Source organism: Microcoleus sp. FACHB-SPT15 (assembly GCF_014849525.1).
Lineage (GTDB): Bacteria > Cyanobacteriota > Cyanobacteriia > Cyanobacteriales > Coleofasciculaceae > Symplocastrum > Symplocastrum torsivum.
Window position 1 is genome coordinate 85,730 of record NZ_JACJNU010000036.1, and the last position, 24,646, is coordinate 110,375.

Annotated in this window: 24 protein-coding genes and 1 pseudogene; 10 read left to right on the forward strand and 15 right to left on the reverse strand. The window is 45.3% G+C overall.

The window, feature by feature from the left end:
* Positions 1-3: 3 nt before the first annotated feature.
* The 4 genes from H6F98_RS12515 to codB form a co-directional block, all read right to left on the reverse strand.
* Entirely contained in the window at positions 4-1,443 is a 1,440-nt protein-coding gene (locus tag H6F98_RS12515) for an ATPase domain-containing protein (RefSeq protein WP_192219016.1), read from the reverse strand.
* Between the two features lie 253 nt (positions 1,444-1,696).
* Entirely contained in the window at positions 1,697-3,103 is a 1,407-nt protein-coding gene (locus tag H6F98_RS12520; protein ID WP_192219017.1) for an AtzE family amidohydrolase, read from the reverse strand.
* Between the two features lie 4 nt (positions 3,104-3,107).
* Positions 3,108-3,293 (reverse strand): DUF4089 domain-containing protein, encoded by a 186-nt coding sequence (locus H6F98_RS12525; RefSeq protein ID WP_192219018.1) that lies wholly within the window; start codon positions 3,291-3,293, stop codon positions 3,108-3,110.
* Entirely contained in the window at positions 3,293-4,591 is a 1,299-nt protein-coding gene (gene codB / locus H6F98_RS12530; RefSeq protein WP_192219019.1) for a cytosine permease, read from the reverse strand. Before codB ends, H6F98_RS12525 begins: the two co-directional genes overlap by 1 nt.
* Before the next feature lie 275 nt (positions 4,592-4,866).
* Between codB and H6F98_RS12535 the strand changes: the two genes are divergently transcribed.
* The 3 genes from H6F98_RS12535 to H6F98_RS12545 are packed head-to-tail and all read left to right on the forward strand — an operon-like array spanning position 4,867 to position 8,148.
* Positions 4,867-5,268 (forward strand): hypothetical protein, encoded by a 402-nt coding sequence (locus H6F98_RS12535; protein ID WP_192219020.1) that lies wholly within the window; start codon positions 4,867-4,869, stop codon positions 5,266-5,268.
* Positions 5,269-5,316: 48 nt separating this feature from the next.
* Positions 5,317-7,620: a right-handed parallel beta-helix repeat-containing protein gene (locus tag H6F98_RS12540; RefSeq protein ID WP_313929852.1), complete on the forward strand. Its 2,304-nt coding sequence runs from the start codon at positions 5,317-5,319 to the stop codon at positions 7,618-7,620.
* 12 nt (positions 7,621-7,632) lie between these two features.
* The gene (locus tag H6F98_RS12545) at positions 7,633-8,148 is read left to right on the forward strand and encodes a GNAT family N-acetyltransferase (protein ID WP_192219022.1); all 516 of its coding nucleotides are present in this window, start codon (positions 7,633-7,635) and stop codon (positions 8,146-8,148) included.
* Between the two features lie 23 nt (positions 8,149-8,171).
* On the opposite strand, the gene H6F98_RS12550 is transcribed toward H6F98_RS12545, so the two are convergent.
* A complete protein-coding gene (locus tag H6F98_RS12550; RefSeq protein ID WP_192219023.1) occupies positions 8,172-8,666 on the reverse strand; it encodes an ureidoglycolate lyase in 495 nt (164 codons plus the stop codon).
* 204 nt (positions 8,667-8,870) lie between these two features.
* Positions 8,871-9,422 carry a Uma2 family endonuclease gene (locus H6F98_RS12555; RefSeq protein WP_192219024.1) on the reverse strand — a complete coding sequence of 184 codons (552 nt, stop codon included), beginning with the start codon at positions 9,420-9,422 and terminating at the stop codon, positions 8,871-8,873.
* A 122-nt stretch (positions 9,423-9,544) separates the two neighbouring features.
* On the opposite strand from H6F98_RS12555, the gene H6F98_RS12560 reads away from it, so the two are divergent.
* Together H6F98_RS12560 and H6F98_RS12565 are read left to right on the forward strand one after the other, a co-directional pair.
* Positions 9,545-10,366, forward strand: a complete 822-nt coding sequence (locus H6F98_RS12560; protein WP_313929849.1) for a Uma2 family endonuclease — start codon at positions 9,545-9,547, stop codon at positions 10,364-10,366.
* 174 nt (positions 10,367-10,540) lie between these two features.
* Positions 10,541-11,923: a DUF4041 domain-containing protein gene (locus H6F98_RS12565; RefSeq protein ID WP_192219025.1), complete on the forward strand. Its 1,383-nt coding sequence runs from the start codon at positions 10,541-10,543 to the stop codon at positions 11,921-11,923.
* 20 nt (positions 11,924-11,943) lie between these two features.
* On the opposite strand, the gene H6F98_RS12570 is transcribed toward H6F98_RS12565, so the two are convergent.
* The 4 genes and pseudogenes from H6F98_RS12570 to msrA all read right to left on the reverse strand — a co-directional run bounded on the left by H6F98_RS12570 (position 11,944) and on the right by msrA (position 15,475).
* Positions 11,944-14,163, reverse strand: a complete 2,220-nt coding sequence (locus tag H6F98_RS12570) for an SUMF1/EgtB/PvdO family nonheme iron enzyme (protein WP_192219026.1) — start codon at positions 14,161-14,163, stop codon at positions 11,944-11,946.
* Between the two features lie 37 nt (positions 14,164-14,200).
* Positions 14,201-14,560 carry a hypothetical protein gene (locus H6F98_RS12575; RefSeq protein WP_192219027.1) on the reverse strand — a complete coding sequence of 120 codons (360 nt, stop codon included), beginning with the start codon at positions 14,558-14,560 and terminating at the stop codon, positions 14,201-14,203.
* A gap of 124 nt (positions 14,561-14,684) precedes the next feature.
* Positions 14,685-14,879, reverse strand: a pseudogene (locus tag H6F98_RS12580) (DUF2442 domain-containing protein); the annotation flags it as partial.
* A gap of 128 nt (positions 14,880-15,007) precedes the next feature.
* Complete coding sequence (gene msrA / locus H6F98_RS12585) at positions 15,008-15,475, reverse strand: peptide-methionine (S)-S-oxide reductase MsrA (protein ID WP_192219028.1); 468 nt, start codon at positions 15,473-15,475, stop codon at positions 15,008-15,010.
* A gap of 574 nt (positions 15,476-16,049) precedes the next feature.
* Between msrA and H6F98_RS12590 the strand changes: the two genes are divergently transcribed.
* On the forward strand, positions 16,050-16,400 hold the full coding sequence (locus tag H6F98_RS12590; RefSeq protein WP_192219029.1) for a hypothetical protein: 351 nt from the start codon (positions 16,050-16,052) through the stop codon (positions 16,398-16,400).
* A gap of 157 nt (positions 16,401-16,557) precedes the next feature.
* Positions 16,558-17,154 carry a GNAT family N-acetyltransferase gene (locus H6F98_RS12595; RefSeq protein WP_192219030.1) on the forward strand — a complete coding sequence of 199 codons (597 nt, stop codon included), beginning with the start codon at positions 16,558-16,560 and terminating at the stop codon, positions 17,152-17,154.
* 286 nt (positions 17,155-17,440) lie between these two features.
* Here the strand turns inward: H6F98_RS12595 and H6F98_RS12600 are convergent, their stop codons facing one another.
* From H6F98_RS12600 to H6F98_RS12610, 3 genes are all read right to left on the reverse strand, one after another.
* Positions 17,441-19,027, reverse strand: a complete 1,587-nt coding sequence (locus H6F98_RS12600) for a glucose-6-phosphate isomerase (protein WP_192219031.1) — start codon at positions 19,025-19,027, stop codon at positions 17,441-17,443.
* Positions 19,028-19,110: 83 nt separating this feature from the next.
* Positions 19,111-19,368, reverse strand: a complete 258-nt coding sequence (locus H6F98_RS12605) for a cytotoxic translational repressor of toxin-antitoxin stability system (protein WP_192219032.1) — start codon at positions 19,366-19,368, stop codon at positions 19,111-19,113.
* A 68-nt stretch (positions 19,369-19,436) separates the two neighbouring features.
* Positions 19,437-19,655 (reverse strand): hypothetical protein, encoded by a 219-nt coding sequence (locus tag H6F98_RS12610; protein ID WP_192219033.1) that lies wholly within the window; start codon positions 19,653-19,655, stop codon positions 19,437-19,439.
* Between the two features lie 26 nt (positions 19,656-19,681).
* Between H6F98_RS12610 and H6F98_RS34055 the strand changes: the two genes are divergently transcribed.
* Complete coding sequence (locus H6F98_RS34055) at positions 19,682-19,813, forward strand: hypothetical protein (protein WP_277927571.1); 132 nt, start codon at positions 19,682-19,684, stop codon at positions 19,811-19,813.
* Positions 19,814-19,884: 71 nt separating this feature from the next.
* On the opposite strand, the gene H6F98_RS12615 is transcribed toward H6F98_RS34055, so the two are convergent.
* Entirely contained in the window at positions 19,885-20,361 is a 477-nt protein-coding gene (locus tag H6F98_RS12615) for a TspO/MBR family protein (RefSeq protein WP_192219034.1), read from the reverse strand.
* Between the two features lie 201 nt (positions 20,362-20,562).
* The gene (locus H6F98_RS12620; protein ID WP_192219035.1) at positions 20,563-22,521 is read right to left on the reverse strand and encodes a primary-amine oxidase; all 1,959 of its coding nucleotides are present in this window, start codon (positions 22,519-22,521) and stop codon (positions 20,563-20,565) included.
* An 851-nt stretch (positions 22,522-23,372) separates the two neighbouring features.
* On the opposite strand from H6F98_RS12620, the gene H6F98_RS12625 reads away from it, so the two are divergent.
* On the forward strand, positions 23,373-23,957 hold the full coding sequence (locus H6F98_RS12625) for a DUF2062 domain-containing protein (protein ID WP_192219036.1): 585 nt from the start codon (positions 23,373-23,375) through the stop codon (positions 23,955-23,957).
* Positions 23,958-24,054: 97 nt separating this feature from the next.
* Positions 24,055-24,510 (forward strand): SufE family protein, encoded by a 456-nt coding sequence (locus tag H6F98_RS12630; protein ID WP_192219037.1) that lies wholly within the window; start codon positions 24,055-24,057, stop codon positions 24,508-24,510.
* Positions 24,511-24,646: the final 136 nt, after the last annotated feature.

Consider the following 24,646-nt stretch of genomic DNA (forward strand, 5'->3'; position numbering starts at 1 on the left):
CGCTTACTCATCTTCCAGCAATTCAGGGACACCCGTGAGGATACCTCGAAGCTGTTTGAGTGGACTACCAACCTTAATCCCGTAGCGACTGATTTGAAATTCGCGCAGGTTTTTTTCAAAATCGCTCATACGCTTCTTGAGAACGCCAATCACTCGTCGCAGTTCGCCGCGTATTTCCAGGTAGCGCAGAAAGATAATGGTGTCTGCTAAATAGCTAATGCCAATTTCGGTTGCCCGAAATTCTCCTGTAATCGATTCAACCTCGTTGATCAGCAGGACAGCGACTCCCATATTTTGCAGATATTTACACAGGGCATGGAGGTGAGGCGTTAAGTCTTCGCCTCGAACCGAGAGTCGATAGCCAGACACACTATCAATCATGACAATCTGTGCCTGCTGGTGTTCTACTTCCCGCCGCACGAGGTTGGCAAATTCGTCCGGGGTGTAGTGAAGCGGTTCGATTGGTACAATCGAGAGGGTGCCGCGCTCCTGCATCGCGTGAACCGGAACATTGACTCCTTCAGCCCGGTGCAACAGCGTTTCCTTGTTTTCCTCAAAGGTGTAAATCACCGATCGCTCTCCCCGTCCGGCTGCCTCTTTCATAAACTGAAGCCCCAGCGTACTCTTTCCCACGCCGCTAGGCCCGCTGATGATCGTGATCGTGCTGCGCTCAATGCCACCATGCAGCAGTTCGTCAATTTCTGGAATCCCAGAGGAAATGGTTTCCGTGGTAATCGCTCGTTCAAACACTTGGGGTATCAATTTTGGGAAAAGCTGCATTCCGTTACTGGTGAGGCGAATGCTGTGGTAGCCGTCCCGAAAACCACTGCCTCGAAACTTGGAGACATATAGGGTGCGATCGCCCCCACTAAAGTTCAAATTGAGTACTCCATCACTCATGAACTGTAAATCATCGTCGGGGGCTTCGACGCTATGTTCTGAGGTAAACAGAACCGTGGTGCCTTGCTCTGTCAAAAATCGCAGAAACGACAGCACCTGCTTGCGAAACTGGAAGGTATCTGTAGCTAGATAGCGAAACTGCGTCATCGAGTCAATGAAAATTCGCTGCGGCTTCAGGGTTTCGACTTGCTCCACAATGCGATGGGTCGTCGGTTCGCGCTCTACTTCAGCAGGTGAGAAAATATCATAGGTCTGCACTTGAGCAAAAAATTCGGAAGTAGGGCTAAGGTCAAGAAAAGTAATGCCCTGAGTGTCAAACTTCAATCCTTCAGCCGTTCTTTGGAGTTGGGCAACCGTTTCTGCCAGCGTAATGAACAAAACGGGTTCGCTGTTCGCGGCTCCCGACGTTAAAAAATGCATTCCCAACGTTGTTTTGCCGGTGCCCGGTCCCCCTCGAACCAGGTAAGCACGACCAGGAACATAGCCGCCGAACAGAACTTCGTTGAGTCCCGAAATTCCTGTAGACAAACGATCGATAGACATCTGCAAGCCGCCTCCTCGCCTCCACTGACCCTACAAAACGGTGATGTAGCGTGTCCTTCCTACTGCGTCGGAGTTGACCGTCCGTTGAGAGCCAGAAAGTTCAGGCTTCATTGGGTTGAGACAGCTTTTCTGCGGAAGAATGAAGGCACTTATCGCAAGATAGAAATTTAAAGCTATGTCTTCCAAGCTTGAGAATACCATTAAGAAGCTGTTTCTAAAGATTGCTTAGTTCTCATGATCGGGGCTTTCAGAGCTACTCATGACTAGAACGGGCAGATTCACAGTTGGCTTTTGTAATTCCTAATTCTTCTAGTACAGCAGCAACTCGTAGAATTAGTGCTTCATTGTAAGGGGCGGCAATAATTTGTACTCCCAGTGGCAAGCGATTGGGATGATGGACTGGGACAGATAAGACAGGTAAGCCGATAAAGGATAAGGGTTGAGTGAATAATCCTAAATTAGGACGAACTAGCACTTCTTCTCCGGCAATTACCATCTTTTCTACTCCCAGTGGGGGCGCAACACAAGGCGTTGTGGGAGCAAGAATGATATCAACTGTCTCAAAAATTTCCCGAACCCGATCGCGATACCATTGCCTGAATCGTTGCGCTTGAATGTACCAGGTAGCCGGAATCATCGCACCTGCTAAAAAGCGATCGCGTGTTGCCGGGTCAAAATCTTGAGGACGCGATCGCAAATTGGCAAAATGTAGATTAGCTCCCTCTGAAGCTGTAATAATATACGCTGCCGCCCTAGCACGATGGGGTTCCGGTAGCCTCACTGATGCTGTAACATCCAATGCCTGAGCAACTTTCGCTACCGCGTTCATCACTTCGGGTTCTGCGCCTTTAGCAAAATAATCACCAGCAACGGCAATTCGTAACCCCTCAATCCCTTGTTTTAGTTGAGGTAAGCACAGTTCTGGGGGACGAGTGGTGCAAATTGGGTCACTACTATCTGCTCCCTGAAGAACATCAAAGCTAGTTGCAATATCCTGCACAGAACGCGCAAATGGCCCAATATGATCAAAGCTACCAGCAAATAAGAAAGCACCGGAACGCGATAAACGTCCATAGGTAGGCTTCAAGCCAAAAATTCCGCACAGGGATGCGGGAACTCGGATAGAACCATTAGTATCAGAACCTAATGTAAGAGGAACTAATCCCGCCGCCACTGCTGCGGCTGAACCGCCAGAGGAACCGCCAGCAACGCGAGTCAGATCGTGAGGATTGCGAGTAGAACCGTAATGGCTATTTTCAGTCACAAAGCCATAGGCGTATTCATCCATATTCAACGCCCCAACTAGCACTGCACCCGCTTGTTTTAGTCGAGTAACAGCCGTAGCATCTTGGGTAGCTGGCGGATTTTCGGCGTTAATTTTTGACCCTGCAAGGGTTGTTAAACCCGCAATATCGAATAAGTTTTTTACAGCAAAAGGAACGCCTGCGAGAGAACCAGGATTTTCACCTTGGGCAATTGCCTGATCGATTTTCTCTGCATCTGCCAATGCTGTCTCTGCTGTGACAGCCGTGAAACAATTAAAGGTTTCGTTATGAGTAGTGATTCGGTCTAGGGCAGCACTAACAGCAGCTTTAGCAGTAAGTTCACCCGATTTAATAGCTTTAGCAGTAGTAACGGCATCAGCGTTTTGTAAGTCCATTATTTCATGGTTCAAATACAGGGGCAGCTTCTATATCTTCAGGGAGGGGAAAGTCTGTTACCAAAGTAGCGATCGCACAAATGCTTGCAAAGTTTTTGATAACGTCAGGGCGATATTCTGGGTTAATTGGCAAGTCGAGTATTTCACTCATTTGCTCAATATAAGCAGCTAAATTAATGTCTTTCTTCATTAGGAATTGCTGGCTCTCCTTTGTGCCGTTTGAGGAATAACTTTGCTCAGAATAAAGTAGAGGACAACAGCAGCAATAATGCCATTAACAGGCTTAATCCCAGGGGAGAAATAAGCGATCGCTGAAGCAACAATATAGGCAATCACACCAGCCCAGTTAAACGCTGGTTGCCGTTCTTCTAAAGCAGGAAACTCACCTCTACGATATAACCAGTAATCAGCCATGATTACACCGCCAATTGGGGGAATAAAAGTACCCAGCAGGATGAGAAAATTAATGAATTTTTCACTGGTATAGATACCACCAAAAGCAAGAGCAAGAGCAATCGTCGCACCTCCCAAAACAAATGCCGTTCGCTTATTGCTGCGGAAGGCATGGGCACCTGCAACAGAGAACGCATAAATCGTGTTGTCCTGGGTACTCCACATATTCAAAAACAGGAGTATCAAGCCCCAGAACATTAATCCCTGCAACGCCATTACCTGCACCATATCTTCATTGCCATATGCCAAGGCGCAAAAAGCACCACCAAATACAACAAAGCCATTTGCTAGGAAGAAAGCGGCTAAGGTGCCGAGTGCAGCAGTGCGTCCAGAATTAGCAAAACGACTCCAATTTGTCGCTTGGGTTCCACCGGAAATAAAGGTGCCAACAATAATGGTGAGGGCAGCACCTATGGGCAGTTCTTTGGAAGGGACAACAGCTTGTAAGCCTTCTAAACCGCCAACTTTACCAAATGCGATCGCTAAACTCCAGCACATCAGAATAATAATTGCTGGAACAGCAAGGCGACTGTACCAATCCATTGCCCGATAGCCGATGTAAGCCGTGATGCAAAAGAAATAAGTAAAGAAGAGAATCGCTAGCCAGTTCCAAGACGTTGGCATACCCGCAAGCTTGTTGAGCAAATCTGCAATCAAACCTGAACCCCAGGCATACCAACCAATTTGCGTGAAGCCAAGAATAAAATCAACCCAGCGAGAACCAATACTGCCAAAACTGAAACGCGCCATTAAGACAGTAGAAAGACCACTTTTAGCAGCAATGTATCCCAGTGCAGCCGCGTAAGCACCCAAAATTGAGTTACCAATCAGGATTAAGCCAACCAAATCCCAAAAACGGAAAGCAGGACCAACTAACCCCCCAGCGAAAAACGTTCCTGAGTAAAGGGTAAACCCCAAAAGCATTAAAGCAACCGACCACAGGGGCTTTCGCGCCTCCGGGGGAACAGCACTTAAGGGGTAGTCCTCACTCGCTTGTGAGGCTGGGGATAATTCTTGTTCTGATGTTGTACTCATGAAGTCTTGTTATATCAATTTAGATGCAGATATTTTGAAGGCGATCGCGCTGACTGAACGGTATCGTAGTTAACTTTGCCCAATCAGTTGCAGGGATGTTAGTTGTCACCTGCAACGGACAACTGACTACTGACAAAAAGCGCCAACTTGATCTACAAAGCAATCAAACTATAACAATCCATGACAATCGCTGAAAGCAAAAGCTAAGATATGGGCGAAAATTGTCCCCTATCCTAAGGAAGACTTTGCTAAACCAGTCAGCACGTATACTTGGCATGAGCTTCCTACTGATTGGGGCGTTAATCTCTCCTCTATCTGCCCAAACCGTAGAAGAATCCTCTCCTCCCTCCCTCACAGGTTCCGCCGCTGACTTAACAATCCGTCCTCGCTTTGGAGTCGGCTACAGTACCTCTGGCGCAAGTTATGACGCCTTTACCTCCTTCGAGGGCTTTGTTCCCCTACTCCAAACTCCTGGTAGTACCCTCACCTTTTTAGAAGGACGACTGCTTCTAGACAACGATGCCAATCTTGGCGGTAACCTCCTTTTGGGACACAGAGTTTACAACCTAACCAGTAACCGTGTTCTTGGTGCTTATCTCGCCTATGACAATCGAAATACAGGTAGCAGCACCTTTAACCAAGTTAGTGCTGGATTTGAAAGTTTAGGGGAAATCTAGGACTTTCGAGGTAATGTCTACGTTCCGATTGGTGATACGCGCCGCTTGGTGGAAGAAACGGGTTTCGATACTGGACTGTTGGTTTCAGACGCTGGGTTCTCTGGAAATTTTTTGACGATTACAGGAAGCCGAGAGGGGCAAATTAACCGTCGCTTTGAAGCGGCAATGACAGGCGTTGATGTTGAGGGAGGTGCGCGGCTAGTTCGGATCGGGACAACGGGTGATATTCGGGGCTACGTCGGGGGATACTTCTATGATGCTCCCGGTAGTGATGAGATTTTGGGCTGGAAGGCACGCTTGGAGGTTCGCCCCACTGATTACTTCCGTTTTGGGTTGTCTTTGCAAGATGACGATACCTTTGGCACGAATGTCATTTTCAATGTAGCGGCTAATTTCCCTGGAACTCGTCCCAGAGGCAGCACACAAAACCAAGAAGTTCTGGCACGATTGGGAGAATCCGTTGCCCGTCAAAACAACATCATTGTGGATGAACAGGTTGAATTCGAGTCATTCAACGAGAACTTCACAACCTTGGTAACAAACCCCGCAACTGGACAGCCGTGGCAATTCCGACACGTCAACCCAAATGGCGGGGCAGGTGACGGTACGTTTGAAAATCCTGCTGGGACAATTGCAACGGCTGTGGGTGTCGCGCAAGCAGGTGATATTGTTTATGTGCAAGCTGGGACAAGTCCAGGTGGGTTTACTATTCCGGATGGCGTGCAACTGTGGTCAACTGGGCCAGAGCAACAGATTAACACGGTAGAACTGGGAACAGTTCAGTTGGCGGGTTCGGGTAGTGGAGTGCGAACGACGATTACAGATACTGTGACGCTGGGGAACAATACTATTCTTTCTGGGTTTGCGGTTACGGGTGTGACGGGTGCTGGAATTGTCGCAACGAACATCAGCAATGCTGAGATTCGAGACAGTACTATCACCAGTTCAAGCGAAGCAGGTATCTTCTTGGGAACAACGACGGGAACTGTTACGGTAACGAACAGTAGCATTACAGGTGAGGGAGTTGCCGCGATCGCAGGTACAAACATCAACAATGTTGCGATCGCAAATACCACCATTACAAGCCGCAACTCTACAACAAACGGTATCTCACTCGATACGGTTACTGGAACAGCCACATTTACAAACAGTCCGATTATCATCACTACCCCTACGGTTAATGGCATCTCCGTTGTTAATGCCACTGGTTCAATTAGTACGGATAGTGCAATTACTATTACCAACCCGGCGGCTATTGGCATCTCTGTCGCCAATATCACTGGTTCAATCAGCTTTACTGGGAACAATGAGAGTGAGATTACGAATGCGGGGAGTTTCGGTGTTTCACTAGCCAATTCTCCCGGTGCGATCGCACTCTCTGGTTTTCAAATTAGCGATTCTGGCGATAGCGGGATTTCCGGTGAGAACCTGAGTAATCTGACGCTTAGCAACAATACGATCACAACTGCCCGTAATGAAGGGATTGCACTGAGTAACACGGCTGGAACAGTTGCGATCGACAACAACACCATTACCGATACCATTGGTGTTAATGCTGCTCTACTTCCCTCTGGACAAGGCATCTCCCTGCAAAATGTTACTGGCACCGTTGCGATTACCAATAACACTGTCAGTGGTACAACCGGTTTTATTCCTGGTGGTTTGCTTCCTTTGCCTCCGAGTGGACAAGGAATTAGTTTATTAAATACTGCTGGAGATGTTGAACTAACAATTTCGGGAAATCGAGCAGAGAATAACTTTGAAGATGCGATCGCGATCGGGCTAACTGGAACTGCCCAAGGAGATCTAACCATTACCAATAACATCATTACTAGTAATGGTACAACTCCCGGTACTCCAATCCGTGGCGATGGCATTTTTGTCAACCTCGATAACGCTGCTGAAGCTGACTTAACAATTTCAGATAATCAGATTACAAACAACAATGATGACGGAATTGATATCCGTATGGCTCCTGTTGTGCCTCCTTTTTTCCCTGTAAGTGGTCGTACTCCTGTCTTGAGAGCAACAATTAGCAATAACACTATCGAGGGGCAGACTAATGGCTCAGGAATCAATATCATCATTGATGATAATGCTCGCTTCGATACCAGTATTCGGCTGAACAGCTTGACCAATAACTCAGCCACACTTCCCGGTTTGAATGCAGTAACGCAAAGTACTGCTAACCTCTGCTTGGGGCTGAACGGTAACATCAGTACCACTGGCTTCCAACTAACGCAAACAGCCGGAACATTACGATTGGAAGATACTCAGCAACCAAATAATGGTACGGTCACACAGACAGGAACAATTACCAACGTACCAGCCGGGACTTGTAATGAGCCGTAATGCTTTCATGAGATGGTAGTTACAGAAACCTCAAGACTGCTTCTGAGATATTTTACCTGGGACGACTTGAACGACATGGCAACCATTTATGCCGACCCTGTTGGGATGGCGTTCAGGGGGAGTCCTCGAACATTTGAAGAGACGCAGCAGTTATTCAAGTGGATATTTGATAACGACTCCCAAGTTGGCTTTGAGATGTGGGCAATTATTCACAAAGCTGACAATCGGTTGATTGGTAGTTGTGGGTTGATTCCGCAGGAGGTAGAAGGACAGCCGGAAACTGAAATGGGCTACGTCCTTGCCAAAGAGTATTGGGGGCAAGGACTAGCAACGGAAGCCGCCTTTGCGGTTCGGGATTATGGCTTTGAGCAACTAGGATGCGATCGCATTGTTGCGCTGATTAACCCTAAAAACATCGCCTCTCAGAACGTTGCACGGAAAATCGGCTTAATCTACGAAAAGGACATAACCCATTTGGAAAAGATTGTTCGCCTCTACGTCATCCACAAATCTTCCTTACCGAGCTGACAAAATATTAAATTCAAACAAAACTAGACCATTTCAAATTCTATTTGATGACTTTCTAGAAAACTGTGAGTGAAATGGTCAACGACATTCGTATCACTTAGTTCTAGATTATAGAAATCTACAAATTCATGCTCAAAATAAGGCCCAGCGTGCCAAGTTCCTATCTCTAGTTTAATAAAACAATTCCCTGGAATTCGGAAAGCAGCAATGTCCTCTAAGGCTGGTTGTTCAGTCTCATTGTTAGGTGGTGCAACAGCAATTAACCAGTCTTTCCCTTCCAAAGAGCCTAAACATTGAGTGCATTGGACATGACGAGTGATTTTATTAAACTTGCGACCTTTTTTATAGAGTCGCATGATGTAAAACCGAGGTGTTCCGTTCTGGAGATTTAACTGAGCATCTTCTGCATCAAAGAATTTGCCATCTTTACTAGCCGAAATGACTTGCCCATAAGGACGAAAGTTTTCTGGTGTTATCCACTCAGTTTGCAGTTGTTGAATTGCCTTTGCTGTACTCATCAGTTGCTCCCTAATCCCCTCGTATAGCTTAGACTAGACTGCTGTTGACTAATCGCTTTTGCCCCTCATAATTCTAGTTGAGGCAATTGAGCGATCGCGCTTATGACCAAAGGTCAATCCGTCTGCCAAACCAATGAAGTCCACAGCAAGCTCAATATCGAGGATGGTATCAGTGCCTTCACGGCTATCCCGAAGGAATTGCTCCTACATACTGACAATCGAATCTACCGATACAACTACATCTGGAAACGCTAAAGGGTAAATCGTTCCTCCAGTTAGTGTGGATTTTGAAGCATATTCCCCATGTTGTGGGTCTCGAAATACTACAAGCTGTCTCCTCTTGAGGTTGACCACCCAGTATTCTGGAATGTTGTCTTCAGCATAGATTTTACTTTTTATCTGCAAATCCTTGTCTAAGCTGGAATTTGAATATTCAATTAGCCAAAAAATATTTTTAGGATAAGGGTGATGCTCAAGGTATTCACGCCCTAAGCGTTGCACAATGGCGAGATCAGGTTCCGGTTCAGAATCGTTAGAAAGGGTAATCGGCTTGCTCTGGCGAATCATGGCCCGATCGCCCAATAATCGAGTCAGATATTCCCCTGCTTCACTGCTGAAATAGGCGTGGGGTTCCCCTTCCGGTGACATCTCTACAATTTCTCCCTTCAGTAGCTCCACACGCCGATCATCTAATATACCCGCTGCAATCATACGGTGATACTCGTCTACCGTCCATTTGGCTATTGTTACGGTCATAGCATCGCTTTTTTCCAACTTTCTTATTTGAGATCGTAACCCAACCTAAATGACTCGCCTGTCTGGCACAAAGGCTTAATCTTGGCAGTGGTTGCGATCGCTCATAAACTACAAACATAAGGATGCTGAAGCAGGAAGCGATCGCTAAAGCTGCCGTTACAGATTCGACTTCGACCGCTGCCTCTAGAGAGCTAAAACCGTTAAAATACAGTCATCAAGTCCCTTGGGTAGTCGTCATGGTAGAGTACAACTCGTTGCAATACCTGCCCACAGAAGAAGATCTGCCTGAAACTGACAATACCCCTGTGGATAATGAGCTGCAAATCCTCATTCCTAATCTGCTACGAGCAATCCTGGCTCTTTTGTGGGCTTCCCGAATGGACTGGTTTTTGGGAGTTAACTTAGGAATTTACTATAACCCTGAAAAACCAGCGATCGCACCAGATGGTTTCTTGAGTTTGGGAGTTCCAAGGCGCAGGAGTGCGAAGGGGCGATTGAGTTATGTCGTCTGGCAAGAAAACAACGTTGTACCTCAGTGGGTTTTGGAAGTTGTCTCTAAAACGCCTGGTGGTGAATACGACGACAAGATGACCAAGTATGCAGAGATGGGGGTACTTTATTACACCATCTATAATTCCGACTACTGGAAACGGGACAAGCATGAGCCGTTTGAGGTTTATCGCCTAGAGAGGGGAGCCTACGTGCGGCAGAGGGGAAATCCCGTGTGGATGCCGGAAGTTGGGCTGGGGATTGGGTATGAGCAGGGGACTCATGAGGGTTGGAGTCGTGAATGGTTGTACTGGTATGACGAGCAAGGTAACCGTTTTCCTGCTCCAGAGAATGTAATTCAGCAAGAGCGGTTAAGGGCTGAGCGAGCAGAGCAGCAACTTGCAGACTTGATTGCTAAATTGCAGGAGCGGGGGATTGACCCTGATAATCTTTGATCGATTTAGCGTGAGCGCATCTCCTCATTGTGTCCTGCTTTTCTCTAAATCTTGTTCGCTTCGATAATGCAATAGACAAGCTGTACTCAAAGCTTCTTGCAATCTGTGTACAGTACCTCAATCTTGAAGCTTTGAGTTAGATTAAAAGGCACGAAAGCAGGAATACTGGGTCATATGTTGACAACGCTCATCATAATAGCAGCATCAGCAACACTGATTTGTGTATATGTACAGGCGGAGATTGAACGAACTAGACTTAGAAAACGTTTACGTAAGTATGATAACCTCTTTTCCAAAGAAGAGTTTGAAAGACAACTAGATTCAAATATTAATCTTAAAGAAAGTAAGCTCAATAAACTTATAAGAGAACAAGAACAGCTATCTGCTCAAATAGAAAATCTTAAACAAAAACTAGATGAAGTAGAGGAAGAAGAGTACGTTCAAAGCTTTGGTTTTTACAAATCCAAGTATGACTTTGGCAGCTCTGAGAGATACAAGTTAAGGCTTGAACAAATAAAAGCTAAACAAAGTGCAATGATTAAAAATGATATGGCTGCTATCTGCCATGTGAAATGGGAGGTGGAAGGCAGCGCCAAAAAAGGAAAAAAAATGACAAATGAATTTATAAAGCTTGTCTTGAGGGCATTTAATGGTGAATGTGATGCTGCAATCGCAAAGGTTAAATATAATAATGCTAAAAGTTTAGAAAACAGAATAATTAAAGCTTTTGAACAAATAAATAAATTATCAGAAACAAATCGTACTGAAATTACTCGCAACTATCTTAATCTCAAACTAGAAGAACTGTATCTTACTCATGAGTTTCAGGAGAAGAAGCATGATGAGCTTGAAGAACAGCGAAGAATTCGAGAACAAATGCGTGAGGAAGAGAAAGCGCGTAGAGAGATAGAAAAAGCGAGAAAAGAGGCTGAACAAGAAGTAAACCGCCGTGAACAGGCTCTAGAACAAGCTCGTCGAGAGATTGAGCAGGCTGTAGGTAGACAGAGAGAACAACTAGAACTTAAAATCCAACAGCTAAATCAACAACTTGAAGAGGCTCGTACTAATGAACAGAGAGTTATATCTCGCGCTCAGATGAGTAAATCAGGGTATGTCTACATTATTTCAAATATTGGTTCTTTTGGAGAAAATATCTATAAGATTGGGAGGACACGACGGCAACCGGAGGAACGTGTTAGAGAGCTAAGTGGGGCATCAGTTCCATTTCCATTTGATATTCATGCAAGAATTTTCTGTGAAGATGTACCAGAAATGGAGAATCTTTTGCACCAATATTTTCGTGACCGAAGTGTCAATAAAGTCAATGAACGGAAAGAATTTTTTAGAGTTTCATTAGATGAAATTGCTCTAGTGGTAAAAAACATTGCACTGGAGACTAAGATTGTAAAAGAGACAGAAATTCAATTTACAAAGATTGCTGAGGCAGAACAGTATCGTAAAACGCTAGCTATAGAACGGGGTGAAACTCAGCCTTCATGCTCAACTTATATACCCTCTTGGGATGAAGACGAAGGAGAGGGCGAGGAAGATGAATAGAGTGACAAAGGCTATGGAGTTCAGGCAAGGGGACATACGACACGAAAACCAATGCGATTGAGTCTATCTTCTGAATCCCAGTTGTAACGAAACGCTGAACGACAATCTCTCGGATCGTTGTACCAGGAGCCACCCCGCAATACCCGCAAGTTATTCTTACTCCCAGTTAGCCATCCGCTCCCATTAGTAGGTGCATCGTCGTAGTTTTGGTGCCACTGGTCTAAGCACCACTCCCAAACGTTGCCATGCATATCAAACAATCCAAAAGTATTGGCAAATGGAAAATATCCCACTGGGCTTGTTTGCTTGCGATAGGTTCCTTTGGGACTAGACCTATACCTGTAGTTACAGTCGTAGTTTGATAGTTTGGGGGTAATAGTTTCTCCAAAATGAAAAGGAGTTATAGTTCCAGCACGACAAGCATATTCCCACTCTGCCTCAGTTGATAGTCGATACTCATGCCCTATTTTCTTGGACAAGCGGGCGCAGAACTCAACAGCATCATGCCACGAAACTTGTTCAACGGGTCGATCTGTACCTTTAAAGTGTGATGGAGCTAGTTCAAGGTCTTGATGAACTTTAGGGAAAGAAGCAACGACTGTCCACTGTGCTTGGGTAATAGGATACTTGCCCATTAAGAAAGATTGGACTTTTACTGAGTGCTGAGGTTCTTCGTTGTTGAGCCGCCCTGCTTCAGTTTCTGGTGAACCCATCAGAAATGTACCGTTTGGTATCAAGACCATTTCTAATACAATTCCATCGCCAAGAGCTTCAATGCGATGTTCCGAAGTTTGGTGATAACGCTCTACTTCTTGTCCCCGTTCATCTACTGATATCACCTCAAATTCAAAGATGTGGGTAGTAGAAGGCAAAGGGTTAGCCCTAGAAAATTGAATCCTTTGGGTATTAGAGATTAATGGAGTAGTAGTAGGATGAGCTAAAATCTCTTCCGGGTTTAAGTCCAAGGCTTTGCAGATAGCAACAAAGGTATTATTGTTAATTAGCTCTTGCCTTAAAAATCGAGAGATAGTTGTTCGGGATAGATAACAATGTTCAGCAAGTACTTTTTGACTCCAACCTTTCCGTTGTAAAGTAAATTTCACATATTTTACTCCTTTTAAAGATGCACGTACTTGTCTACATTTATCATTGTTTATAGTATGTGTTGCTGAAACTAAGGGGTTTACACTGCGCTTTTCTAAACTAGATTTGGCTGTTAGTTTGTCCGATGGCGTTGCTGAAAGTTTTGGGAGTTCCGAAACTGATGATTTCAATCCTGATGTATCGGTGCTAACTGGATGTTGAGGAAAAGAATGTGGTTGTCCTATCTTTTTCAGAGCAATTCTTTCGATTGCCTCGATCGCATCTCTGTCAATCCTAGAGACAGCTAGTACTCTAAGCCATAGTTGCTTTGCCAAATCGAAATCACCTCTATTTTCCGCAATAGATGCCTGAAATTTGAGTGGTTCAGTATCTTTAAGAGTAGCTCGCTGATTGAGCAAGATAAAGTGCATTTTGTAAGGAGGTTCAGCCATGAGGTAGGGAGTTTGTGGGGGCTTCCCATACCGCCGATTGATTTCGGGGACGCGATGGCGCAGATGTTGGTATAGCCTTTCAACGGTGGCACAGTTAGCTTCACCCTGAAGCCGCAAACCTTCTAGCAAGGCGTAGGTAAATGAACCTTGCTGAAATTTCTCATCCTCAATTTCGTAAGATTTTTCGTTAGCACTACAAGAAAAAACGGTGATGACGCCGGGGTGTTCTTCATCCCCTACTCCACGTCCATCTTTTTGTCCTTGGTTGCGGCAAGCATCGAGAATCAGGACTACATTGTCTGCCCCGCTACGACGCAAGCGATCCGTCACATAATTGATGGAAATAGCTGTATGTTCTACATCTTCTGGATCGGCATCACAAGGCATTAAATAATCGCGGTCGGCATAACGCAAACCATGACCACTAAAGAAAAACCAGAAATTGTCTCCTGGTGCCATTAACCGCTCTTCAAACTGTGCTCGAAGAAATCGCCGCAGATTACCAAATGTTGGTTGCGTGGGGATAGGTTTACCAGAGTATGGAATAATCTCTGGTGAGTCGTCTGAGAAAAAGAAGACTTCCTCAAATCCTGCTTCATTGAGGAAAAAATGTCGCACTAACTCTGCATCACGCTTAGCATAGTTTAAGTCTTGCAGATTGTAGTATTGGTTAATGCCAATCGTGAGCGCCCAGTTTTTGCCCATTAACCTCTAAAAGTTGCAACAGAATTGAAGACTTGACTCATGGACGAGTAAATTTCAGGGTAATCCCACCCTTATTTGCTACTTTCCCCCCAGTTCCCACCAAGCTGACCTGACCTTCAGCGTTGATTTCCACTGAGAGTTGAACTTCATTCAGTTTCATCCCACTCTGCTGCTCAGCTTGGTCAAATAGCTCTCCCACCACTTTCAGTAATCCACTCATTTGAGCTTTCAAGGCTACTGCATCGATTGGCACACGCTTAGTCACAACAGTCGTCACCTTTTCAGAGACTTTACCTCTCAAGCTACCGCCGATATCGACGCTCTCTTTGGCTCCACTAACACTGGTAGATTCAGAGATTTCCTCAGCTACAATCCAAATGGTTGATTCCTCAGACATATTGACTCTAACGACGTATTGAGATTAATTTGGCAACCCTTCCAGCCTAGCTTACTGAACTATCCAATCTATGTGTTTGGGTGCGATTGCTCCCTTAAAAACGTGAGGACGAATAGACAATCGCTCACTGGGTTGCAAGTCCTTCTGCCGCAGATAAGTTTTGCCTCGGAGCAGGGGCACCTCGTAACATACCTTCTGTACTGAGATCCTCATCTATCTCCTCCCAGTGAATGCCGTAATCCCCACCGCTTACTTTCCACTGCGATCGCTGTTCAGGTGTAGCGTTAAACAATCTTGGATACCAAACCAGAGGCACGGTATGAAACCTGCGTAGGCAGGTTTTGTTTGTATAGCTGCGGTTTCAACCGCCAAGCCAATCTTAAGCTGTGCGCCCCTACTATATGTGGTAACAGTGCGTAAGTCCTGTCAAGATTACATAGCTATTGCTCAAGAGTGACTTCGCTGTCTTTTCTTCTCGAAATACTGCTGATGCTCTTCGGTAGCCAAGTAGTATTCCTTTGCTGGCTTAATCTCTGTCACAATGTCTTTGTCAAACCGACCAGACATTTGGAGCTTCTCCTTCGAGCGTTTTGCCACCTCCTCCTGTTGAGGATTGTGGAAAAATATCACTGATCGATATTGTTCCCCTCTATCTGCACCTTGCCGATTGAGCGACGTGGGGTCGTGGATGTTCCAAAACACATCGAGAAGCTCTTCATAGCTTACCTTTGACGGGTCATACTCAACCTGTGCGACTTCCGCATGACCCGTTATCCTCGACAAGACATCGAGATACGAAGGGTTGGGAAAATGCCCTCCCATGTACCCAACAGAAGTCGATGTTACTCCTTTGACTTTCTGAAATGCTGCCTCCACACCCCAAAAACAACCAGCTCCAAACGTCGCCAATTCCATTAGTGTTATTTACTCCATTTAAAAGCAGTTTTATAGTATTAAGTTCTCTAAAGATAGTAACGTGCTGGCGGTGAGGCTTACAGAATCGAGTTCGGCAACCTGTTCTTCTAATTTGAAACTCTTGTGGGATGGGCATCTTGCCCGTCTATTAAATGCAATTTAAATGCCGATCAGCTTCCTTCTTGCACTTAGTGCCATCCACAAATAGAAGCGATCGCTTCAGAAGAGATAGAATCAAGAACTTGTTTGAGACTTTTTCTTAATTCATCGAACGATCTGCTGGTACAGTTTAATACTGTTTCACTAGAACAGTTAACTGATTTAACAACTGTTCTAGTAAAAGTTTAAAAGACTGTACCTTTTCAGATTAGTAGCTTTTAGATGACAGTAGGAATACGGGTTGAGTGAGCTTGCCAACTAAGAGTCTGAGCTAGTCGGCAAGAATCTATCTAATTTATTCATAGTTATCATTCAACCTATGATTAGGTTCTTAAGAGGAGAACCAATACATTAAAGACATCAGCTAAGAAATACTACCTAAAACAAAGAGAGGTTGGGACTCATGCGTTTAGTTATGAGTAATACTTTAGTGAAGATTTTTTCCCTATCAACACTATTAAGTTATTTCGGTTCTGGCTCAAACCGATTTGGAGTTTTAACAAATCTGTTTAAGAGCAATCTAGAGCTTTTAGTACCCTGCCAGTTTACCCTTGAAAAAAGCGAGGTGTTCCGGATTCCCTCAGCCTGCAAAGAGCTACATATTTTGGCTGGCACTGCTTGGATTACCGTTGCCGGAAGAGACGTTGTTTTAACTACTGGAGAAAAAGTGTCGCTTGAAACTAATAAAGATCGTGCAATTTTGTCAGCCTTAGGTAACAAATCAGTGAGTGTAGAAGTTCTTCTAAGTACTCATTCCTCAGGCTGAATTGTTCCTGGAAATTGACTTTCCTTAGATATTAAGAAAGAAGCAAGGTATTTTGCAAATTATCAATATAAATTGCCTCTTCGTTTGTGTAGTAGTAATGATAAAATCAGGCTCGACATCCAGGCAGCAATTCACAAAGGCTACTCACAGAAATATCATGAAAGTTTTTCTAGAAACACAAAGATTAATTCTACGTCAGTTTACTGAAGATGATGCTGACCACTTATTTGAGTTAGATAGCGATCGCGAAGTCATTCGCTTCACCAATATAGGACTTATTAATGGAGGAGACCCTATAGATACAGACTATGAAGCTATTAAAAGCAAAATCTTGCCTAAATTTATTAATTACTATGAAAACTATGAGGGGTATGGATTTTGGGCAGTCATTGAAAAGTCGAGTAATGAGTTTATCGGTTGGTTCCATCTCAGACCAGCATTAGACAACATTACAGTGAACGTTAATAACGAGAATGAAATTGAGCTGGGATATCGTTTGCGAAAAGTTGCCTGGGGTAAAGGCTATGCAACAGAAGGTTCCCGCTCATTAATAGTCAAAGGCTTTTGTGAGTTAGATACTCAACGAATAGTATCCACGGCTTTAGTAGCTAATACTGCCTCCATCCGTGTTATGGAAAAAGCAGGATTGAAATTTGAGCAGACGTTTATTCATCAGGCAACAAATCAAGAGGCGGTCAAGTATGCCTTAAACAAAGATGAGTTTGAGCCTGAAAAATATATCGCAATAACTTAATTTCTGTGCCAAAGTAGGAGATTGTCTATAGAGCCTAATTGTGGAGAAATTCCTTTAGTGAAATTTTCAACGTAGAAAGGCTCCATAAACTAATAATAATCTCCTTCCACTGAATTAAACCAGTAGAAGGAGATACAGGCGCGATCGCACTTGCCTATTACTTCAAGGTCATTCTAATTGATCGCTCTTTAGCGCAATCACATGCAGGTTACAAGCCAACTCTGCCATCTCATTCGGTGCTGACGAACTAGTGCAAAGACAACTGTGTAGCTGCTTCGCTTAGCCATCAACTCGCAGAAACCATCAAACTGTTAGGTTTTCCTAAATCACCCTCTAAGATAACACCTCGTTTGTTGGCTTGAAGATGACGCAGCAGTTTATAAACCGCTTCAACTTGGTCGGATGCCCCAGCTTTTTGTGCTAAGTCAGAAAGAGCGATCGCACTATTTTCATCCTCTAGTACCTGCATCACCCGTTTCTGTAAATCCAGAATAGCCGCTGCCGCTTTCTTCCCAGCTTCAACTCCAGGCTGATGGTAAGCGTTGACATTAACCAGGAAACCATAAATCCCTACAGCACGTTCATAGAGGGCAATCAAAGCACCAACGGTTCGAGGTGTCACACGAGGAATGGTAACGGTGATTGAATCTCGGTGATTTTCGTACAGCGCTTGTCGAGTTCCTTGCAACAAACCTGATAGGTAGTCGCCTGAAGTTACTCCGGCTTCGACTTCTGGGGAGGTTCCCTGGCGATCTTCTAGGACTTCAATGAACGTTAAGAAGAAATTAGGGACACCTTCGCGTAGTTGTTGGACATAGGCGTGTTGGTCGGTTGAGCCTTTGTTGCCGTAGACAGCAATGCCCTGGTAAACGGTATTGCCCTCTAAGTCTTTCTCCTTACCCAGAGATTCCATCACTAGCTGTTGCAAGTAGCGCGAAAAGAGCAACAAACTGTCTTTGTAGGGCAACACCACCATATCCTTCTCTCCCTTGCCATTGCCAGCGAAGTACCAAGAAAGGGCTAGCATTGCGGCTGGGTTTTGTTTAATCTGGGGTACGCGAGTAACAGCATCCATCTCTTTTGCCCCAGCAAGGATTTCGCGGATGTTAATCCCCTGCAACGCAGCAGGGACAAGTCCCACGGCTGACATTTCTGAGGTACGTCCTCCTACCCAGTCGTACATGGGAAATCTTGCTAGCCAACCTTCGGACTGAGCGAGTTTATCTAGGTTACTGTCCTTGCCAGTAATTGCAACCGCGTGGGGAGCAAAGTCAATATTTACTGATTCGTAGGCTTTTTTTACTTCAATCATGCCGTTACGAGTTTCTGGTGTCCCTCCTGATTTAGAGATGACGAGTACCAGAGTGCTAGCAAGTTTGTCTTGCAGCTTGGTGAGAACGCGATCGATCCCATCCGGGTCGGTATTGTCAATGAAGTGAATCGTTAAAGGGGGTGAGAGTGGGACAATCGCCTCCGAAACGAACTCCGGCCCAAGGGCAGAACCACCAATCCCGATGGAAATAACATCGGTGAATTTGGATGTTCCAGGGGGATGGATTCCTCCCGTATGGACTTTTTCGGTGAAGGCTTCTATCTGTTCTAGGGTATTGATGATTTCTTGTTGAAGTTCAGGCGTTGGCGCTAAGTCGGGATCGCGTAGCCAGTAGTGCCCCACCATACGGTTTTCATCAGGATTTGCGATCGCGCCTTTTTCTAGGGCATCCATATCCTTAAACGCCTTTTCAAACTTCGGTTGCATTGCCTCGACAAAGGCATCATCAAACCGCATACGGCTAACATCGAGGTAAAATTCCAATCCTTCGTGATAATAAAGCCAGTCTTGGTAACGTTGCCAAAGTGCAGCAGCATCCATATGTAGCTCTCAAACGTTTGCTTTCACCAATCACAAGTTTAAGAGGTTGGTTGTGAGTTGTTCACGGTTTTTTAGTAATGACTTTAGATATAGGGTTTGGGTAAAACTCGCAGAAACTTAACAATTTGACCTGTCACTTCGATACCGACCATATAGTTATCTACGTTAAATCGGTAAAAGATCGTATTTGAGCTAATCCGTTTCAACCCTGGCAGGTCTTGAATCTGGTTTAGCACTAGAAACTCATCAAAGACGACTTGACAGACCTGCTGGTATGCCGCTGACTCCAAGTTCCTAAGATCTCGCAAAAAGGATTGAGCATAGCGCACTTCTATCCTCACAAGGCGGACTTTGACTCCAAACTACAAATTTTTGTCCACAATGCTCATTCACACCTCATCCGATAATCTTAAGGAAACCACAGCATTCGCAACGCCTCTTCACGAGTGAGTAAATCCCCAGGTCTAACATTTCGCCGTGCATCGTGCATAGCTCCGAGCATATACAAGTCATAGTAGAGCGGTTGTAGAACTGTCCAGGCATCTTCCAAGCTCTCATCCGGGAGTTGCTCAATCAAGTCAGGAAGCTGTTCAGTTAAACGCTGCAATCGACTTCTAAGCAAATTCATAGTGAACAACCCTTAAGATTAGCGCAGTGAGTCGTCGCGTCGCCCAGTTTCAAGCGATCGCGAATACTCTTCCCCTACTTCTATTTCCCAATCCCCAACAGATTGCTAGCCCCAATCAGGCTCCCCGATTAGCATTGACTTGCCACGCGATCGCTTAGGCAAGACAATGGTTAATTATCTAGTTTTTCGGGCAATTTTTGCAGCAACCGTTGCATTAATTAGCCTGGGCTTAAACATCTCTCGGATTGAGTCGCATCAATTCCCACGTTGCGTAGGTTCCAATCGGACTCCAAATCACATAAGGTAAAAGCAACACAGATGCCCAAATTGAGACAGATAGGACAACTAAGGCAAGGATAATTCCTAAAGCCGCACCTATTCCACCAACAATCGTACCAACCTTGAGGCTCCGGAGCCTGAGCGACAGGGGTTGATAGGCGATAGTAACCACTTCTAGCAGGAGATACAAGCCCATCAGTATCCAGGTTCTTGTGCTACCTGGGTCACTCTCCCAAACAATATAAGCTGACCAAGCACCGCAAATAAAAACAACAGTCCAGATTAAGGGAATTATTGGCACAAAAATATTCAGCCATCTTGGGCGTCGTAGGCGCTTGAACCACTTGATATCGTTGGGTGTAATCAATGCACCACCCAGCGACACCACAAACGTTACAGCCGCAATCACCATCCAGGACTTAATCATTGCTTTGTCCTACCAAAATCCCCTATTGCTGCCCCTGTTGAGTCAGGCTAAGCAGTATGAAGTGATTGTCCCTAGTTCAAGAGGTTGATGCAATCCGCCCTTGGTCTGAATCAAGATGCTAGGAGAAAAAGTCTCAAGGTTCATCTCCATACCTTCCCAACTCCCCCAATTTCTCTAACGACAATAAATTAGCCCTGCCCATCACCCCATTCCCTCATCCTCCTTTTGCCTACAGACATGACCTGACACCTTAGATTGAGGTGGAACATCCAGGGCTGGGTTGCAATCAAAAAAGCCAACTGGTTTCAAAATGAAGCCTGTGTAGGCAGTTGGCATGACTGGCCAATCTTCTGGGCGAGGAATATGGTGGTGACCGAATGTATACCAAACCACAATATTCGTATTTTCAATTGAGCGGTTTGCTCGTGTCCAGGTGGGCAACCCTTCCCCGCCAGGGTGCTGATTGGGATAGTCACCGGCGGCAAAGCGTTCTTCTGGATGGTAAGGTGTGACCCAGAGGTGTTTGGTCATGAATCCAGCGCGTTTGAGGATGTAGGAGTCGGGGTGAGCGAAGGGTAGAATATTCTCACCGGGTATGAGCTTGTAGCCAACAGGCTGACCAAGGCGATTGTGGATATTGGGGTTAACGACTTTCCAGTAACGTCCTGCGAGGGGGTCAATAATCCGTTGTGCTTCCAACTCAGTTTTGAGGAGGGTGGATTGCGCGAAAAATGCATTACCGTAGGGATTTGCCTCACCCATGGGTTCAGCATGACTATTGACTTCGTAGATGGAGTTATTTTGTCCATCGATTTGCATATCCAAACGGATGTTGAAGAAGTGCTGGTGATTTAGGGCGTTTAACTCTGGGGCAACGAGTGTACCGTACTTAGGCATATCAGCTAGCGCCCCGCACAAGAGGATTCCTGTTAATTTCACCTCATACTGAATCGTGCCGTCCTGGTAGAAGTACCAGAAAAAGCCGTATTCATAGTTATCCACTGTGGCAATGAAGGAAACAACGAGGCGACGACTTCGCCGAACTTCTACCTGTTCGGTTCGCCAATCCGTGTGCTTCCAGAGAATGCCGTAGTCTTCTTCGTGCAGACAAATGGCATTTTCAATAATCGCCACCTCGCCTCGGCTATCTGTCAGGACAGCATCAAAGTAGTAGATTTCCCCCAAGCAGTCGCAACCAAGTTTCAGGGAATTCGTCAGCATCCCGACACCATGTTCGCCAACATCGAAGGCATTTTTCCGAAAATGCTGGGGTCGAGGGTCACCATAGGGTACGACCATTTCGGCTAAGGAAGCGCGGTAAATAATTGGGCGCAACTGTCCTTGGTCTTCGTAACCAATCGTATAGAGGACAACACCCTCACGCGGCGTAAAGCCGATACGGAACTGCCACTTTTGCCACCGAACAAAGTGCCCTTGTACTTCAAAGCTAGGTCCAGAGGGTTGTGTAATCTCTAACGGTTTGATGACGTTGCGGAACTGGGGTATAAACTCACTGGCATAGTCTCCCGCTTCTGGAGGGATGGGGACAACTCCGTAGTCTTCAATTCTGAGGACTTCCATTTTGTTGAGGTCTACAACTGGCACTACCCCATCAATGGGTCGAGCATAGCCGTTACTGTTGGGGGTGGAACGTAGCCAGCATAACGCTCGTGACAAACGGACTCCCTCTTCCTCCTCAAAGCCAAAGTTACCCACTGCCCAAGGGTCTACCATGACTAAATCTAGATTTGTGATTCCCCTCTGCTTGAGAACTGCCTGAAAGTCTGGGTTCGCTTTGACTGCTGCCTCACATTCGGCAAGTTCATCAGCCATGATGTTGGGCTGAACTCCGGGCATAGCTTGCCATGAAGTTACAGTACCTTGGTTGAGAGAGACAACGGCTTCGTATGTAGTGCCAGTGGCATTGTCCAGCAGAATGAGGAATGCCTCTCGCTCAATGGGGTCACCTTCTTGAAAATTGAGAACGACTTCTTTGGCGGGTTCGTTCAGGACAACGGTAGGAAAACGAAAGTAGGAACCCACAGGGTGAGAGGCACGGACGATAGCGACAGCGGCTGTGATTTCTTCGACACTTAGAGGTTCGAGGGGATGAAGAATCGGTTGGGTAGAACTCGGCTTGCACGATTGGGAAATTGTCATAGTCGGTGACTCAAACAGATAGCGCACTTCTCGTTGTGAAGGATATCAGCTCACCTTGGGTGATTGTGTTTTCATTCACACTCATTGCTGGGTCAGTAGACTCGTGTGAGCTACTGTATCTATCGATTTGGGTACGGTTTCCAACTCCAAATTCATACTTGGGGTTTGTCGGGAACCTTTGGTGTCACTAGGCAGTCTCTAGGATTTATAGCAGTAGCCACGAATGTTAGGACATTAACTGGAGAAGAGCGTTCCTTAGCTAGAGGCGATTTGACCAAAAGCTGACCGCCCAAAGCTGACTGCTGATTGCTATATGTACCCTAACAGGGTTTTGAGCAACTAGCTTGAACTAGCTGGAGCAAGGCGATCGCTTCTTGTGCTTTGCTCAAGTTCTGGCTTTGTTATCTTAGTGAAACATTAATAAATATTCACTATTAATCTAGAGTTTTTTCACTAGTAAAGAAAATTTCTATTGAAATCCAAAGTAAATTTTATTTGACAGCTACAGCCACCACTGCAATAAATAGCCAAAGCAATCTCAGAGGGTTGAGATTTAATAAAGTAAACTTTACAATACTAGAAAGATATCTCTATACTCTATGTTGAGTCACCAACGGCTTTAGAGTACGGGAACTATATCTAATGGCTAAATTTGAGCATAAGTGTTGAATAAAAGCTAAGTTTCTAATGCGATCGAGTCTTTGATGCTTGCTCTTATCCTTCAAGAGTATGAGGTATTACGTAAGTCCCAAAGCTAAATTTGGATATAACGTCTAATCAAAATTCTCCTGCTATTTAGTTTGGGAATAATGCAGTCTAACGGTAGAGGATTACTGAATTGTTTTACCACTATGTCTAGAAATTCCCTGCCAACAAGTTATCCGTCGCCCTCACCCCTAGCGACAAAACCAACTACTCCTCCTAAGCGGAAGTCGAGAGGATTTCAGCAGAGTTTTAGACGAAGCTTGCAGTACTGGTACTGGCGCTTAGTTCGTTTGCAAGGACGACCAGAAAAGCTTGCACGGGGCTTAGCCTGTGGCGTATTTGCTGGAGTGTTTCCCTTCTTCGGACTTCAGACAGTAATCGGCGTTTTGTTAGCCATTCTCTTTCGGGGAAATAAAATCCTAGCTGCTGCTGGGACTTGGATTAGTAATCCTTTGACTTCTGTCCCAATTTATGCATTCAACTTCCACATAGGGCAATTGCTGCTAAACGACAACAGTTTGACTGATATCAGTTTGCAGTCTTGGCAGGAAGTGAAGGAGTTAGGCTCAGAGATTATTTTGCCACTGTTTGTCGGCTGCATGGCGGTGGGAGTAGTTTGTGCGATTTGTAGTTACTTTCTTGGTGTGTGGATGGTTCGTCGGGTTCGGGCTTCGCAGCAATTGCGCCATCGGCGGAAGCGCTTACACAAGCGGTATCCTAAAGGCTTATAACTCATAACACTGCCAAAGAATTCAATATCCCTTAACAAACGATGGAGTGATGTCCTGAGTTAGGATCGAGATGAGTATTACTTCTTAACTGTTGGGTATGTCATCAACCTCAACTCCCTTACCAGATGCCCTCGCTCGAATTGTAGAGCGGTTTCAACGGCGTACAAATCCTAAACAGCGTTACGAACAGTTGCTCTGGTACGCCAAGCGGCTCAAGGAGATGCCAGAAGCCGATAAAGTGCCCGAAAACAAGGTTCCTGGCTGTACATCACAGGTTTTTTTAACCGCCAACCTGGAAGACGGTAAGGTGTGGTATCAAGGAGACTCTGATGCTCAATTAGTAAAAGGGTTGGTAGCGCTGTTGATTGAAGGGCTAAACGGCTCAACCCCAGAGGAGATTCTGCAAATCTCTCCCGACTTCATTCAAGATACGGGATTGAATGTTAGCTTAACGCCTTCCCGTGCCAATGGGTTTTACAACATTTTCCAGACAATGAAGAAGAAGGCGCTGGGATACCACTTAGGAACAGCATCCCAGCCGCTGAATAATTAAAACCTATGGTGGAATGTCACTAGTGCATCCTGGCAGAAGTAACTGACCACCCATTGGGGTGGTAAAAAAGAGGAGAGACCCTTTAATTCCAAGTCGCTGTTTCGACTGAGCAGGAACTTTCTGTTGACATGGCTTA